Origin of the sequence: Kitasatospora sp. NPDC094015 (assembly GCF_040304075.1) — a bacterium.
Classification (GTDB): Bacteria; Actinomycetota; Actinomycetes; order Streptomycetales; family Streptomycetaceae; genus Kitasatospora.
On the sequence record NZ_JBEOUL010000037.1, the window covers coordinates 1 to 15,449 of the forward strand.

Sequence of the window (15,449 nt, forward strand, 5' to 3'; positions counted from 1 at the left end):
GTCAGCCACACGGTGGCGCCGCGCTCGCAGCTGGCGGCCGAGGAGGCCGCCACTGCGGGGCCCCCGGCGGCCAGGGTGTCGGCTGTCGTCACGGTCAACTCCGGTGAGGGGAAAGCTTCGTGGGGGGTTCAAGGGCATGCCGACGCCGGGCCGCGCGCGCCAGAAGGGGACGCGCGGGCCCGCGGTTCGACGGTTCGGCACCCGGGCCGAGCGGCCGGCCGCCCGGCCCGCCGGACGGCGGTGGGCACGCCGACGGCCCCGGCCTCGCGGCGGGGTCGGCCTCGCGCCGGTCGGGCCGGTCAGTACCGCCCTGGGTGCAGGTGAGCGACGGCGACGCCCGGGTGCGGCAGGCCGCTCCCGGCGGCTCCGCCGCTCCGTCTTCGCCCGTGCACGATGAATCCCCGCCCGCAGATCTGGCGCATGGCGCTCCGTCCGGTTCGAGCTGTCCCGAGCGGTGACGACCGCGATCGTCCGCCCGCACCGAATCCTGAGGCTGCGGTTGCCCTGGACCGGTCCGTGGGGGCCCGGCGATCAGGGATCAGAGTTCGTCGTGGGGGCGGCCGAGCGAGGCTGCGACACCGAGCTCGTCGAGGTGAACTACCGCCGGGGGACTGCCGGTTCACTCTCACGAGTGGGGTGGCGACCAGCTCTCCTCGTATGCCAGGAGGGCACGCTACCGGATCGTACGATCGTGGAAAAGGGGGTCGGCGCGCAGCTGGAGCGGGCCCGGAACACGGCCGGAATCCAGGCGATTTCCCTTGCAGATCCATTGACATGTACGCGCGGTCCGGGTTTAACCTGACTGTCCTTACTGCTCGGTAGTTTTCAGGTTGGACCGGATCGCGGGATGGCGCCATGCCCCTCCCCCCGCCGCTGAAGGAACACACCCTTGCCTGCCACCCCGCTCGCCCTCACCCTGGCCAATCTGCTGCTCCGACCGGGCTTCGGCGCCCGGCGCGACCCCGACCGGGCGTTCGACCGGCTCGTCGCGGCGACGCCGCAGGCCGACGGCGACCGCGCGTTCGCCGACGACTTCCGGCCGCTGCTGCGCGACTGGTCGAAGGAGGCCGACCTCACCCCGGTCGGCTGGGCGTCCGGACAGGCCCACGTCCGCAGGCAGCTCCGCAACCGGGCCCGGATCCGCGGGCTGCTCGCCCGGCACCCCGCGATCGAGCAGGAACCCATCGAGCGGCCGGTGTTCGTGGTGGGCCTGCCGCGCACGGCGACCACACTGACCCACGGCGTGCTGTCCCTCGCGGCCGAGCACCGCTGCCCCCGGCTGTGGGAACTGCTCACGCCCGACCTGGAGCCGACGGCCGCCGAGCGGGCGAAGGCCGTCACCGCCGCCCGCCGGATGGTCGGCGCGATCGACCTGTTCGCCCCGGGCTTCCGCGACATCCACCCGCTCGACCCCGAGGGCCCCGACGAGTGCACCTTCGCCCTCCCGCACACCGTCATGCCGCTGTCCCAGGTCCGCATCGCCGGCTTCCCGGCCCGGCACCACGAACGGGACTTCGTCCCCGACTACCGCTATCTCAAGCAGGTCTTCCAGGTCCTCCAGTACGGTCGCCCGCGCCGCCGATGGGTGCTCAAGTCGCCCATGCACCTGGAGAACCTGGACGCGCTGCGCACCGTCTTCCCGGACGCCACCGTCGTGTGGACGCACCGTGACCCGGTGGCCGCCGTGGCGTCCTTCTGCAGCCTGGTCGAACACAGCATGGCGATCACCGTCCGTCCGCTCGACCTGCACGGCATCGGTGCCACCTGGCTCGACGTGCTGAGCCGCGCGATGGCACGCGGTCTCGCGGCCCGGGACGCGATCCCCGCCGAAGCCCTGGTGGACGTCCCGTACTCCTGGCTCGGATCCGACCCCGCCACCGGCGCCCCCGAACTGTACGCAGCCATCGGCGCCCGCTGGACGAGCGACACCGCCGCCCGCCTCCCCGCGGTCACCGCCCGCCCCAAGGGCACCCGACCGCACCGCTACGACCTCGCCCGCTACGGCCTGACCCGCGCCGGCGTCGAATCGGCGTTCGCCGAGTACCACGACCTGCTCGCCGAGGTCGACCGGCTCTGACCCCCCGGACGGCCCCGGCACCGACCCCGCCTTCGATCGGCTCAGGCTCCGATGGGCCGATCGGGCGAAGGCGTGTAAGGCTGGCATAAAGGCCTGAGTTCAGGCGGCCGACAGGTCAGGAGGCCGAGATGGCCAGCAACGTCAACGAACCGCGGGCGGGCACCGCCCAGGAGTCACGGCACCCCTTCCGGTCCGGCTGGACCGTGCTCGCCGCCGTTCTGATGATCTTCGGCGGCGCCATGGCGATCTTCGAGGGGATCGCCGCCATCGCCAAGGACGATCTCTTCGTCAAGACCAGCAACTACGCCTTCCGGTTCTCCGTGAACGGCTGGGGCTGGATCCACCTGATCCTCGGCATCGTGATCGTGCTGGCCGGGTTCGCGCTGTTCACCGGTGCGATCTGGGCCCGGGCGGTCGGCGTGGTGCTCGCGGGGCTGGCCGCCATCGCCAACTTCCTCTGGCTGCCGTACTACCCGTTCTGGGCCGTGGTACTGATCGCGATCAACATCTTCATCATCTGGGCGCTGTGCGCCGGGGCGAACCGGGACACCTGGTAGCCGCGGCCGGATCCGCCGCCGTCACGGGCCGGTCGGCCCGGGAGCGGCGGCACCGGCAGCGCCCGGCGCCGCCCCCGCGTCCGGCCCGGGCGCCGGGGCCGGCGCCAGCCGCAGCGTCACGAAGTACGAGACCACCACCGCGACGATCACCAGCGGCATCACCGCGAGGCCGTCGGTGCCCAGCAGCAGGGTGGCCAGCAGCACCGCGGTCATCGGCAGCCGCAGCATCGACACGCACATCGCGCCGATCCCCATCGCGAAGCCGGCCGTGTCCGGCAGACCGGGCAGGTGCGAGAGGGCGAGGCCGCCGGCCGCCCCGACGAACATCGACGGGAACACCGGACCGCCGCGGAACCCGGCCAGCGACACGCTGTACGCCAGCGACTTGCAGGCGACCAGCAGCACCAGCGCCCCCACCGAGTACTCGGCGCGGTCGCCCAGCAGCGGGTTCAGCGCGCTCTGGCCCGAGTAGAGCACCTCGGTGGCGGACTTGCCGGTGGCCTCCGCGTAGATCAGCGCCAGCAGGCCGACCGCCAGGCCGAGCAGCGCCGTACCCAGCACCATCCGCCGCTCCACCCGGGGTTCCAGGTACAGCCCGAGCCGGCGGATCCCGGTACCGGCGAGCGCCGCGAGCACCCCGATGCCCAGGGCCCAGGCGAAGCCGCCGTAGGTCGGTGTCCCGGCCGGCGGCACGTTGTGGATGGCCAGCGAGTAGGTGCCGAGCCCGGTCCAGGAGCCCAGGCCGACGAAGATCAGCGAGCCGACACCCGCGGCGAGCAGGCCGGGCACCAGCACCACGCCCATCAGCGGTCCGCCCAGCCCGGACGCCTCCATCAGCAGGAACGCCCCGAGCAGCGGTGAGCCGAGCAGGGTGGAGACGGCCGCGAAGCTGCCGGACGCCCCGACCACCGCGACGGCCTGCGGCGGCAGATCCCGTCGCGACAGTTGTACGGCGGCGACGGCGAGTCCGCTGCCGAGTGCGATCAGGGGTGCCTCGGGGCCGATCACGGCGCCGGCGCCGAGCGAGGCGAGGGCGGCGAGCGCGACGCCGGGAATGTCGACCGGACGGGTCGCGCCGGTGGTGCTCAGGCCGTGCGCGGGCTTGTGGCCTGCAGTGCCGGGCAGGTAGCGGATGGTCAGCCCGACCAGCACACCCGCCACCACCAGCAGCGGGATGGCCCACCAGGACGGGGTGCCGTGGAAGCCCAGCCCCTTCGGCAGGTCGTTCCAGAGCAGCGACTGGAGCTCGTTGACCAGAGCCAGGAAGCCGAACGCGGCGGCCGAGATCGGCGCGCCCAACACAGCTGCCACCAGCAGCAGGCCGGCGTACCCGCGGGTACGGACGAGCGCGAGCGGATCCGCCGGAGCCTTCCCGGCTCCGGCGGTGGGCTTGGCCGACATGCTCATGGTCTCCTCGGCGCCGGAACCGTCTGGAGCGCTGCCCCCAGAGGCGTTCCTGCCGTCGTACCACGGAGCGCGGACCGGCCCCCGCCGCGACAGGCGGCGGGGGCCGGTTGTCATACCGGTGGCGCAACGGGCCTCAGGTGGCGGCCAGCTGCTCGGCCTGCACCCGGCCGCTGCGGACGGCGTCCACCAGCGCTTGGTGGTCGCGCTCGTTCTGGTCGGCGTAGTCCTCCGCGAAGAGCTGCACCGCGCGGTCGAAGGCGTCGCCGCGGCCCAGGTAGGAGGCGATCGCGATCCGGTCGCCCGAGCGGGCGTGCGCACGGGCCAGGGTGGCGCCGCAGAGCTGGCCGAAGGCCTCCAGGCCGGCCGGGATCATCTGCTCCGGCTCGACGATGCCCTTCCAGTCGCGCAGCTGGCGGATGTAGAAGTCGCGCCGGCGGCCGTCGATGCCGTCCACCCGCTCCCAGCCGAGGAAGATGTCGCTGGCGGCCTGCATCAGCCGCTGCCCGGCGACCACCCGCTCGCCCTGGTTCTGGTACTCGCTGGCGCCCGCGAAGGGGGCCAGCACCGAGGTGTCGGCCTCCTTGGCCTGGAGGAACAGCGGGTCCTCGCCGTCGCGGCCGAGCATCAGGACGATCCAGCAGCGGGTGCCGACGCTGCCCACGCCGACCACCTTGCGGGCCACGTCCACCAGGTGGAACTGCTCCAGCAGGTTGCGCCGGTCGGTCGGCAGGGTGCGGCCGTACCGTCCGATCAGCTTGCGGAACTCACGCTGGAACGTGTCCCGTTCGACGCCACCGAGGATCTGGTCGACCGGGACCACGAGCGGCGGGTCGGCGGCGATCCGCCGCTCGCCGTCGACCAGTTCGGTGAGCTTGTCGAAGGCCTGCATGGTGTCCCGGCCCCGGGCCTTCTCGGCGGCGCGGGCCAGCTTCTTGCGGCCCCGCTTCTGCAACCGGCCCTCCGCCAGGTCCTGGAGGTGCTCCACGTCGACCTTGGTGTACCAGACGTCGAGGTTGCGCATGGCGGAGAACCGGCTCATCCATTCGCGGTACGAGCGCACGGTGGCCAGCACGATCCCGGCGCACTCGGACTCGGAGAACTCGTTCGCCCGGCTGGCGATGACCATACTGGTGGTCAGCCGCTTGACGTCCCACTCCCACGGGCCCGGCAGGGTCTCGTCGAAGTCGTTGATGTCGAACAGCAGGTGACGCTCCGGCGAGGCCAGCATCCGGAAGTTCAACAGGTGTGCGTCGCCGCACAGTTGGGCTCTGATCCCGGAGTGCGGGGTGCCCGCCAGGTCGGTCGCCATGATCGCGGCCGCGCCCCGGTAGAAGCGGAACGGCGACTCGATCATCCGGCCGTAGCGGACCGGGACGAGTTCCGGTACCCGGACCGCCGACTGGGCCTCCAGGATGTCGACCGGATCGGGCCGGTCCTCGGCCGGCTCGAAGCCGGCGTGGCTCGAACGCGGGGTGTGGCCACGGGCGGCCTTGCCGCGGGCGGCCCGCTCCGCGGGCGTCAGGTGCGGGGCGCCGCCCGCCGCCTTGCTCTGCTTGGTGGCCATGGGCCCTCCTGCCTCGTCGCGGTCGCGGCGATGCCCGGCAGCCGGACAGCACCGCGACCCCGTCTCCAGTGTGTGCGGTCCCGGCGCGGCTGTCGCCCGGGACCGGACCGCCCTCAGCGCTCGGCGCGCCGCCCGACCCGCCGCCAGATCGCCCGTTGCCACCTGAGCGTGACGGCGCCCACCACGACCAGCGTCACCAGGTTGACCAGCAGTTGCACCAGCGACCCGCGCGCCTCGCTCCAGCTGCCGAACGCCGCGCTCACACCGATGTCCGCCGCCGCGGGGATCGTGGTGACCGAGATGAACACGCCCAGCAGCGCCGCCGTCCTGGCCTCGGTCAGCGAGACGATCCCGACCACCCCGGCCAGGGTGGCGACCGCCACCGAGAAGAAGTCCGGCGTGTCGATCAGGCTGGACACCGGCCGCAGGCCCGCCTCGAACGCACGGGACTGGAAGCCGCAGCCGCGGATCAGCAGGCTGAACAGGAACGTGCCGGCGACCGCCAGCGTGAAGCCCCCGGTCAGTGCCCGCAGCCCCGCCAGCACCCGGCCGCGCTCGCGCCGGTCGATGCCCAGCGCCACGCTGACCACGGCGCCGTACTCGGGGCCGACCACCATGGCCGCGACGATCAGGATCTGCGAGTTGGTGACGATCCCCACCGAGCCGATCAGCCCCGCGACGACCAGGTACAGGTAGAAGCTCGGCGGGTACCGCCCCTCGGCCCGGATCCGCGCCTCGACCTGCGCCCAGACGGGCGAGCGGCCCAGCGGCCCGAGCCCGCGCAGCGCGGCCTCGGCGGCGGGCCCGGCGAAGCCGATGTCGACCGGCATGACGACGATCGAGCCCAGCTGGTCGAGCCTCAACTCCCTGAGGCCGCCCAGGATCCCGTTGGCCGCGCCGGTCAGCACCTCGCAGGTGATGGCGTCGCCGTCCGGGTGGCGTACCGTCCCGCGCCCGACGACCAGGTTGAGCACGCCCGGGTCCGCGGCCAGCAGCGCGACGGCGGCCGCGGTCAGGTCGGGCGGGCTCACCACCCGGACGTGCAGCAGGTCCATGCCCCCAGTAACACCGCCCGTGCGGCGCCGGGCAATCGCACCGTCACCGCACCGCCGCGCAGAGTCCGAGAGGCGTCACCCGGACGGCGGGCGGATAGTGGGCCTGTAGGGATCCGCCCGAGATTGGATGGGCCATGGACCGATACCCCCCGATCGCCGACCACGGCCTGGTGGGCGATCTGCAGACGGCGGCCCTGGTTTCCGACCAGGGTGTGGTGAACTGGTTCTGCTCCCCCAGGTTCGACTCCCCCAGCATCTTCGCCTCGCTGCTCGACCACGACCGCGGCGGGTACTTCCTGCTCGCACCGGAGCACGCCGAGGTCACCTGCAAGCAGCTCTACTATCCGGACACCGGGGTCCTGGTCACCCGCTTCCTGTCGCCCGACGGGGTCGGCGAGGTGATCGACTGGATGAACGCCAACACCGGCACGGCCCCGACCGACCGCCACACCGTGATGCGGATGGCCCGCGCCGTGCGTGGCACCGTCCGGTTCACGCTGGAGTGCCGGCCGCGCTTCGACTACGGCCGCGCCACCCACGAGCTCGACCTGCGGCCGGAGGGCGCGCGGTTCACCGCCCCGGGCATCACCGGGTACCTGCGCAGCAGCATGCCGCTGGAGATGGACGGCGACGACGTCCGGGGTGCGATCACGCTGCGCAACGGCGAGTCGGCGACGGCCTCGTTCACCGCCTGCGCCGCGGGCGGCCCGCCCCCGCCGCCGATGAGCGTCGAGGAGGCCGAGCAGGAGCTGTGGGCGGCCGTCGACTTCTGGCAGGGCTGGCTGCACACCTCGCGCTACCGGGGCCGCTGGGCCGAAATGGTGAACCGGTCCGCCATCACCCTCAAGCTGCTCACGTACGCCCCCACCGGCGCACCGGTGGCCGCCGCCACCATGGGCCTGCCGGAGCAGGTCGGCGGCGAACGCAACTGGGACTACCGCTACAGCTGGGTGCGCGACGGCGCGCTGTCGGTGCGTGCGCTGCTGGACCTCGGGTTCGTCGAGGAGGCCACCGCGTTCACGCACTGGCTCGGCGACCGGCTGCGCGACCGCGCCGAGATCCCCGGCGAACGCCTGCAGATCATGTACCGGGTGGACGGCGACCCGTACCTCACCGAGGAGACCCTGGACCACCTGGAGGGCTACCGCGGGTCCCGTCCGGTGCGGGCCGGCAACGCCGCCGCCGACCAACTCCAGCTCGACATCTACGGCGAGGCGATGTACGCGCTGGCCGAGAGCATGGAGGTCGGGATCCAGACCGGCTACCACGGCTGGAAGGGCCTGGCCAAGCTGATGGACTGGCTCTGCGACAACTGGGACCGGCCGGACGAGGGCGTCTGGGAGACCCGCGGCGGCCGCAAGGACTTCACCTACAGCCGGGTGATGTGCTGGGTCGCCTTCGACCGTGCGCTGCGGCTGGCCGCCGACCTGAGCCGGCCGGCCGACACCGCACGCTGGACCAAGGCCCGCGACACCATCCTCGACCAGGTGATGGACAAGGGCTGGAGCGCGAAGGAGAAGGCGCTGGTCCAGCACTACGGCGGCGACGTGCTGGACGCCTCGCTGCTGCTGATCCCCCGGGTCCGCTTCCTGTCGCCGAAGGGCCCCGGCTGGCTCGACACCCTGGACGCGATGGAGCGCAAGCTGGTCTCGGACAGCCTGGTGTACCGCTACGACCCGGCCGCCTCCCCGGACGGGCTGCGCGGCTCGGAGGGCACGTTCAGCCTGTGCACCTACCTCTACGTGGACGCGCTGGCCCGCGCCGGACGGCTGCGCAACGCGCGCTACACCTTCGAGAAGATGCACACCTACGCCAACCACGTCGGCCTGTTCGCCGAGGAGATCGGCCCGAGCGGCGAGCAACTGGGCAACTTCCCGCAGGCGTTCACCCACATGTCGCTGATCATGGCCGCCAGCACGCTCGACGAGGCGCTGGAAGAGCGACGGCGGCACTGAGCCGCCGGGACCGCCGCCGATGGACACCGCGACCGGCCCCGTGCCCCGCCGGCAGAGCCTGGCGGAGTTCCGCGCCCTCCACCGCGAGCTCGCCGGCACCGCCGCCGGCGGGCCGCGGGGAGCCCTGGCCCACCTCACCGAGGCCACCGTCCGGGCGGCCGCCCGGGAGGTCCGGCTCGGGCGCAGCGTCTCGCTGGCCGCGCCGGTCGAGACCGAGCCCGGCCCCGACAACCCGCAGCCCGCCGGCCACCGGGTCACCAGCCCGCCGGAGCACCGGCCGCCCGAGCCGGGCCTGCACTTCGCCACCGACCGGTTCTCGATGAACGTGCACGGGGACGCCGACAGCCATCTGGACGCGCTGTGCCACGTGGTCTACGACGGCACGCTGTACGGCGGGGTGCCGGCCGGCACGGTGACCCCGGCCGGCGCGACCGAGCTGGCGGTGGAGCTGGCCCACCCGGGGATCGTGGGCCGCGGCGTGCTGCTGGACGTCCCGCGGCTGCGCGGGGTGCGCTGGCTGGAGCCGGGCGACGGGGTGACCTCGGCGGACCTGCTCGGCGCCGAACGGGCGCAGGGCGTCCGGGTCGGCCCGGGCGACCTGCTGTTCGTCCGGGTCGGGCACCGGCTGCGGCGGACCGTGACCGGCGCCTGGGAGGCGGCCGGCGCCCGGGTCGGCCTGGACCCGGACGCGGTGCGCTTCCTGGCGGAGCGCCGGGTGGCGCTGCTGGGCGGCGACGGCAACAACGACACCGCGCCCAGCCCGACCGAGGGCGTCGACTTCCCCGTGCACGTCCTGGCGGTGCACGCGCTCGGCGTCCACCTGCTCGACTACCTCCAGTTCGAGGACCTGGTACCGCTGTGCGAACAGCAGGCCCGCTGGTCGTTCCTGTGCGTGGTCGCCCCGCTGCGGCTGCCGCAGGCCACCGGGTCCCCCGTCAACCCGATCGCGATCCTGTGACCCGTGACAACCCGCGAGGACGGTGCACCATGGCCGAGGACCAGCACTACGACGTCGTCATCATCGGAACGGGCGCGGGTGGCGGCACCCTCGCGCACCGGCTCGCCCCCACCGGCAAGCGGATCCTGATCCTGGAGCGCGGCGGCCACCTACCCCGGGAGCGGGACAACTGGGAGTCGACCGCCGTCTTCGTGAAGTCCAGGTACCGGGCCCCGGAGTTCTGGTACGACCGGCACGGCAACCCGTTCCCGCCCGAGGTCAACTACTACGTCGGCGGCAACACCAAGTTCTACGGCGCGGCGCTGTTCCGGCTGCGCCCGGAGGACTTCGGGGAGTTGCGCCACCACGGCGGCATCTCGCCCGCCTGGCCGATCCGGTACGAGGACCTGGAGCCGTACTACACCCAGGCCGAGCACCTCTACCTGGTGCACGGGCGGCACGGCGAGGACCCGGGCGAGGGGCCGGTCAGCGCGCAGTACGCCCACCCGCCGGTGCGGCACGAGCCGCGGATCCAGCAGCTCAGCGACGACCTGGAGAAGCACGGCCTGCACCCCTTCCACCTGCCGATCGGGGTCAACCTCACGCAGGACGCCACCGGCGGCGCGACCCACGCCAGCGTGTGCATCCGCTGCAACCGGGTGGACGGGTTCCCGTGCCTGGTGCGGGGCAAGGCCGACGCCGAGGTGATCTGCGTCGAGCCGGCGCTGGAGCACGACAACGTCACGCTGGTCACCGGGGCCCACGTCCGCACGCTGGAGACGGACGGCACCGGGCGCACGGTGTCCGCGGTGGTCGCGGAACTGGCGGACGGCTCGACCGCCCGGTTCGCCGGCGACCTGGTGGTGGTCGCCTGCGGTGCGGTCAACTCCGCTGCGCTGCTGCTGCGTTCGGCGAACGACCGGCATCCGGGCGGGCTGGCGAACAGTTCCGACACGGTCGGGCGGCACTACATGCGGCACAACAACCTGGCGCTGATGGCGGTCTCCAAGGAGCCGAACGACACCCAGTTCCAGAAGACCCTGGCGATGAACGACTGGTACCTGGGCTCGGACGACTGGGAGTACCCGCTCGGCGGGATCCAGATGCTGGGCAAGTCGGACGCCGACCAGATCAGGGGCGAGGCACCGCGGTGGGCCGGGCTGGCCTCCCCCGACATGCCGTTCGAGGTGCTGGCGCACCACGCGGTGGACTTCTGGCTGTGCGGGGAGGACCTCCCCCACCCCGACAACCGGGTCACCCTGGACGGCAACGGCGACATCCACCTCGCGCTGGACGAGAAGAACAACATCGAGGGGCTGAACCGGCTCCAGCACCGGCTCCAGGGCATGCTCGGCAAGCTCGGCATGCACCCGCACCACCTGCTGCCGCACAGCCTGTACCTGCACAAGGGGATGCCGATCGGCGCCACCGCGCACCAGGCGGGCACCGTGCGGTTCGGCACCGACCCCAAGTCCTCGGCCCTGGACGTCAATTGCCGGGCCCATGACCTGGACAACCTCTACGTGGTGGACACCAGCTTCTTCCCGAGCATCGGTGCGGTGAACCCGTCGCTGACCGCGATCGCCAACGCGCTGCGGGTCGGTGACCACCTCACGGAGCGTCTGGGCTGAGGTCCGGTTCGGTCTGCGGGCTCAGCAGTACGGCGACGTCGCCCGGGCGGGGCACCGGGGTGTCCGTCCGGGTGACGGCCGCCAGCCGGCCGTCCGGGCGGACCAGGAAGAGGAGTTCGTGGCCGGCCGGGATGGTGCCGTCGACCCGGTGGGTGACGATCCGAGCGCCGCGGGCGTACCGGTGCTTCAGGGCCGGCCGGTCGAGCCCGGCGCCGAACAGCGCCCCGTCACCGGCGTACGGGGCGACCACGCCCTGGCTGCCGGCCGGCGGGCCGAGGCGGTGGACCGGGCCCTCGACGTTCTCCTTGAGCGTCATCGAGGCCAGCGCGTTGAAGTCGTCCTCGTCGGTGAGCAGCAACACGCCGGTGATGCCCTCGAGTTCGGCGCCGGCGCCGGTGGCCGCGGCGAGCAGCTCGCCGGGGGCGAGGTTCAGCCCGGCCGCCCGGATGCTGCGGCGCTGCCGGTCGCCGCCCGCCCACATCAGCACGTCCAGGCCGGCCGAGCTCAGCGCCCGGCCGAGGTCGACCACCCAGGGCGCGCCGCCGACCAGCAGCGGGCGGGAGCGGGCCGAGCGCAGCGCGCCGAGCCACCGGGCCACCGGCAGTGCGGTCAGCCCGTAGACCATGACGGTGGCCACGATCACCACGAAAGTGGCGGGCAGGATCCGCTGGGCGCCGCCGATCCCGGCCTGCACCAGGGAGCTCGCGAAGGTCGAGGCGGTGGCGGCGGCGACGATGCCGCGCGGCGCCATCCAGCCGACGAACCACCGCTCGCCGCGGTCCACGTCGGTACCGGCGCAGGCGAGCTGTGCCACCAGCGGCCGGACCACCAGGACCAGCAGGGCCACCAGGCCGAGGGTGGGCAGCACGACGTGCCGCAGCGACTGCGGGGTGACGGTGGCGGAGATGGAGATGAAGAGCAGGCCGATGGTGAGCGAGACCAGGGTCTCCAGGAACGGGCGGCGGACCGGGATGTCCAGGTCGGGCCGGTTGGCCAGGGCGATCCCCATCACCACGGCGGAGATCAGCCCGGTGTCGTCCCGGAACGCGTCGCAGCCGGCCGCCACGCCGACCACGGCGGCCAACTGCACGGTGGTGCCGAGGACTTCGCCGAGTGCCAGGTGGCGCAGCACCAGCCAGAGCAGCGCCGCGCCGGCGGCTCCGGCGGCCAGGCCGACCGCGGCGCTGGCGAGGAACTTGCCCAGCTGGCGGGGGAGGCCGTCCTCGCCGGTGGCGAGCACGCCGTGGAAGACCAGCGCGCCCAGGATGCCGCCGATCGGGTCGATCAGCGAGCCCTCCCAGACCAGGATCCGCTGGAGCCGTTCGGTCGGCCGGACGTAGGACAGCAGCGGGCCGACCACGGTGGGGCCGCTCACCACCAGGATCGCGCCCAGCATCACGGCGGCCGGCAGCGACAGGTCGAGCAGCGGGACGGCGATCAGGGCGGCGGAACCCCAGGTGACCAGGGCGCCGAGGCACAGCAGCCGGACCACCACCCGTCGGGTGTGGCCGCGGAGCCGGTGCAGGTCGAGGCCGAGCCCGGCGTCGTAGAGGATCACGGCGACGGCGAGCGAGACCAGCGGGGAGAAGGCGTCGCCGAGCAGTTGCTCGGGGTTGACCTCGTCGGTGAGGGCGCCCGCGGCGAATCCGACCGGCAGCAGCACCAGGATGGCCGGGATCCGCAGCAGGCTCGCCAGCAGCTGGGAGGCGACGGCGAGCACCACGATCAGTCCGATCCCGACCAGGATCTCGCTCTGCGTCACGCGGTCGCCTCCCGGGCGTTCACTCGGGCCGGCCGCCCCGGCCCGGGGCGAGGTCCTCGTCGGTCAGCGGCTCCAGCACGCCGTGGGTGTCGAGGCGGTACAGCACCACCAGGGCCGGGCCGATCAGCACCAGCGCGACCAGGGTGACGATCAGCAGCCAGGTCAGCGGGGCGGACGCGCCGGCCGCCTGCTGCACCGTGAGCGAGGTCGGCACCAGGTAGGGGCGCTGGGCGACGCCCCAGGCGCCGACCAGGGCCGCGACGGCGGCCACCGAGGTGTAGCGGGCCCAGCCGAGGGCCGGGCCGGAGACCAGCCAGGCGGTCACCGCCACGGCGGCGGCCGAGGCGATGACCAGGGCGAGGCCCGCGCCGTGGGTGAGCCCGTGGTAGACGTACGAGGTGTGCTCGTGGGTGACGGCGAGTCCGATCAGGGCGAGCACCGCGGCCAGGGCGACGCTCGCCCACACCCGCAGCCGGAAGTAGCGCACCAGGTCGTCGGCGCCGAACCGGCGGGCGTCCGCGGTGAGGAAGACCGCGCCCAGGAAGGCGGTCGCGGCGACGGTCAGCAGGCCGGCCATCACCGAGGTGGTGTTGGCCCAGGCGTCCGCGGAGGCGGTGGTGCCGGGCGCGACCCGGCCGGAGGCGACACCGCCGACGGCGGCGCCCAGGAAGAACGGGGTGACCACCGAGGAGATGGCGAACAGCCCCCCGTAGATCCGGCGCTGGGCCAGCTTGCGGGTGGGCTTGCGCAGTGCGAAGCCGGCCCCGCGCAGCACCATGCCGACGGCGGCCAGGGCGAGCGGCAGCCACATGGCGGTGAAGACGGTCTGGAAGAAGACCGGGAAGCCGGTCCACATGATGATCAGGATGAAGATCAGCCAGACGTTGTTGACCTCCCAGACCGGTGCCATGGCGTGGTCGATCAGCCAGCGCGGGCGCCGGCCGCGTTCCGCGCCGCCGGCCAGCAGGTCCCAGAACCCGGCGCCGTAGTCGACGCCACCACCGCAGGCGTACGCGGCCACGGCGGCCAGCAGGATCCAGGCGACGACGTCGGCGGTCATCCGGTGCCCCCGCCCGCCGGACCGGCGCCCGCCCGCTCGGGGCGCGGCCCGTACGGGGTGTCGGTCTCCGGGTCGTCGGTGCCGGGCCCGGTGCCGGCCAGCCGCCAGCGGTCCCGCATCTTCAGCAGGACCACCAGGAACGCGCCGAACAGCAGCACGTACACGGTGACGACGATGCCGAACATGGTCCACAGCGAGGGGGCGCCGGTCGGGGTGACCGCCTCCGAGACCCGCATGTTCTGGTAGACGATCCAGGGCTGGCGGCCGACCTCGGTGGTGATCCAGCCGCACTCCACCGTCACCACGCTGGCGACCCCGGCGACGGCCGCGCAGCGGAAGAACCACACGGAGCGGGGCAGGTCGCGGCGGCGCAGCCAGCACCAGCCGTACCAGAGGGCGAGCAGGATCAGCACGCTGCCGATCAGCGCCATGATGTCGAAGGCCCAGTGGACGATGGTCGCCTGGAGGGCGGTGGGCCGGTCGTCGGCGGCCACCGTACTGAGCCCGGTGACCTGGGTGTCGGGGCTGAACCCGGCCAGCACGGAGTCGAGTTGGGGGATCTTCAGACCGCCCTTGACGGTGCCGTCCTCCTGCAGCCGGCCGAACAGGTACTCGGGCACGTGGGTGTCGGTGTCCCAGACCAGTTCGGCCGCGGCGAACTTGATCGGCTGCTTCTGGAAGATCTGCCGGGCGATGTTGTCACCGAGGAAGAACTGCACCGGGGTGAGGATCGCCGCCAGGGTGAACGGCACGGTGAAGCCGAGCCGGTGGTAGTGGTCCCGGCGGCCGCGCAGCCAGCCGACCGCGTAGACGCCGGCCACCACGTAGCCGGCGGTCAGGAACATCGCCACCGCGAAGTGCCAGTACTGCGGGCCGAACATCGGGGAGAAGATGGCCTGGCGGACGCTGACGTCGACCGGGTTGCCGTCGGCGTCCAGGGTGAAGCCCTGCGGCGTGTTCATCCAGGAGTTGGCCGCGATGATGCCGAACGCGCCCATCAGCGCGGCCAGCGGCAGCGGGACGGCGAGCCAGAAGTGCGTCCAGGGCTTCAGCCGGCGCCAGCCGTACAGGTAGACGGCGATCAGGATCGCCTCCAGGAAGAACGCCCACGCCTCCACGCCGAAGCCGAGGCCGAACACGTCACCCCAGCGGCCCATCATGCCGGGCCAGAGCAGGCCGAACTCGAAGGACAGCACCGTGCCGGTGACGATCCCGACCGCGAACTGGACGGCCATCACGGCCGACCAGCGCCGGGCCAGCAGGAGCGCGACCGGGTCGTTGCGGCGCAGGCCGCGGTGGTGCATCAGCAGGGTGACGAGCGGCAGCGCCACCCCCAGCGGGACCAGGATGATGTGGGTGGCGAGGGTGAACGCCATCAGCTCGCGGGCGGGCAGCAGCTGCGCCGGGGTGCCGGCCAGCAGTGAGGTCGCGGTGGTCATCCGGC

The 15,449-nt window shown here is 73.1% G+C and carries 11 protein-coding genes; 5 read left to right on the top strand and 6 right to left on the bottom strand.

The features are described 5' to 3' along the window. Nucleotides 1-889: 889 nt before the first annotated feature. Nucleotides 890-2,077: a sulfotransferase family protein gene (locus ABT014_RS30055; RefSeq protein WP_350642388.1), complete on the top strand. Its 1,188-nt coding sequence runs from the start codon at nucleotides 890-892 to the stop codon at nucleotides 2,075-2,077. 128 nt (nucleotides 2,078-2,205) lie between these two features. Further along, entirely contained in the window at nucleotides 2,206-2,634 is a 429-nt protein-coding gene (locus tag ABT014_RS30060) for a DUF7144 family membrane protein (RefSeq protein ID WP_350642389.1), read from the top strand. A 21-nt stretch (nucleotides 2,635-2,655) separates the two neighbouring features. On the opposite strand, the gene ABT014_RS30065 is transcribed toward ABT014_RS30060, so the two are convergent. The 3 genes from ABT014_RS30065 to ABT014_RS30075 form a co-directional block, all read right to left on the bottom strand. Continuing rightward, entirely contained in the window at nucleotides 2,656-4,035 is a 1,380-nt protein-coding gene (locus ABT014_RS30065) for a chloride channel protein (protein ID WP_350642390.1), read from the bottom strand. Nucleotides 4,036-4,174: 139 nt separating this feature from the next. Further along, entirely contained in the window at nucleotides 4,175-5,605 is a 1,431-nt protein-coding gene (locus ABT014_RS30070; RefSeq protein WP_350642391.1) for a DUF2252 domain-containing protein, read from the bottom strand. Between the two features lie 113 nt (nucleotides 5,606-5,718). Next, nucleotides 5,719-6,660 (bottom strand): DUF389 domain-containing protein, encoded by a 942-nt coding sequence (locus ABT014_RS30075; protein ID WP_350642392.1) that lies wholly within the window; start codon nucleotides 6,658-6,660, stop codon nucleotides 5,719-5,721. 134 nt (nucleotides 6,661-6,794) lie between these two features. On the opposite strand from ABT014_RS30075, the gene ABT014_RS30080 reads away from it, so the two are divergent. Genes ABT014_RS30080 through ABT014_RS30090 form a run of 3 tightly spaced genes read left to right on the top strand, consistent with a single transcriptional unit; the run spans nucleotide 6,795 to nucleotide 11,183 of the window. Next, on the top strand, nucleotides 6,795-8,615 hold the full coding sequence (locus ABT014_RS30080; protein WP_350642393.1) for a glycoside hydrolase family 15 protein: 1,821 nt from the start codon (nucleotides 6,795-6,797) through the stop codon (nucleotides 8,613-8,615). Nucleotides 8,616-8,634: 19 nt separating this feature from the next. Then, on the top strand, nucleotides 8,635-9,573 hold the full coding sequence (locus ABT014_RS30085; RefSeq protein ID WP_350642394.1) for a cyclase family protein: 939 nt from the start codon (nucleotides 8,635-8,637) through the stop codon (nucleotides 9,571-9,573). Between the two features lie 29 nt (nucleotides 9,574-9,602). Next, nucleotides 9,603-11,183: a GMC oxidoreductase gene (locus ABT014_RS30090; protein ID WP_350642395.1), complete on the top strand. Its 1,581-nt coding sequence runs from the start codon at nucleotides 9,603-9,605 to the stop codon at nucleotides 11,181-11,183. Here ABT014_RS30090 and ABT014_RS30095 read toward each other — a convergent pair. From ABT014_RS30095 to ABT014_RS30105, 3 genes are read right to left on the bottom strand one after another with little or no spacing between them, the layout of a single operon-like run. Continuing rightward, nucleotides 11,164-12,945: a cation:proton antiporter gene (locus ABT014_RS30095; protein WP_350642396.1), complete on the bottom strand. Its 1,782-nt coding sequence runs from the start codon at nucleotides 12,943-12,945 to the stop codon at nucleotides 11,164-11,166. The two genes, ABT014_RS30090 and ABT014_RS30095, sit on opposite strands and share 20 nt — an antisense overlap. Nucleotides 12,946-12,964: 19 nt before the next feature. Further along, on the bottom strand, nucleotides 12,965-14,005 hold the full coding sequence (locus ABT014_RS30100) for a cytochrome d ubiquinol oxidase subunit II (protein ID WP_350642397.1): 1,041 nt from the start codon (nucleotides 14,003-14,005) through the stop codon (nucleotides 12,965-12,967). After that, a complete protein-coding gene (locus ABT014_RS30105; RefSeq protein ID WP_350642399.1) occupies nucleotides 14,002-15,444 on the bottom strand; it encodes a cytochrome ubiquinol oxidase subunit I in 1,443 nt (480 codons plus the stop codon). The genes ABT014_RS30100 and ABT014_RS30105 overlap by 4 nt, the downstream gene beginning before the upstream one ends. Nucleotides 15,445-15,449: the final 5 nt, after the last annotated feature.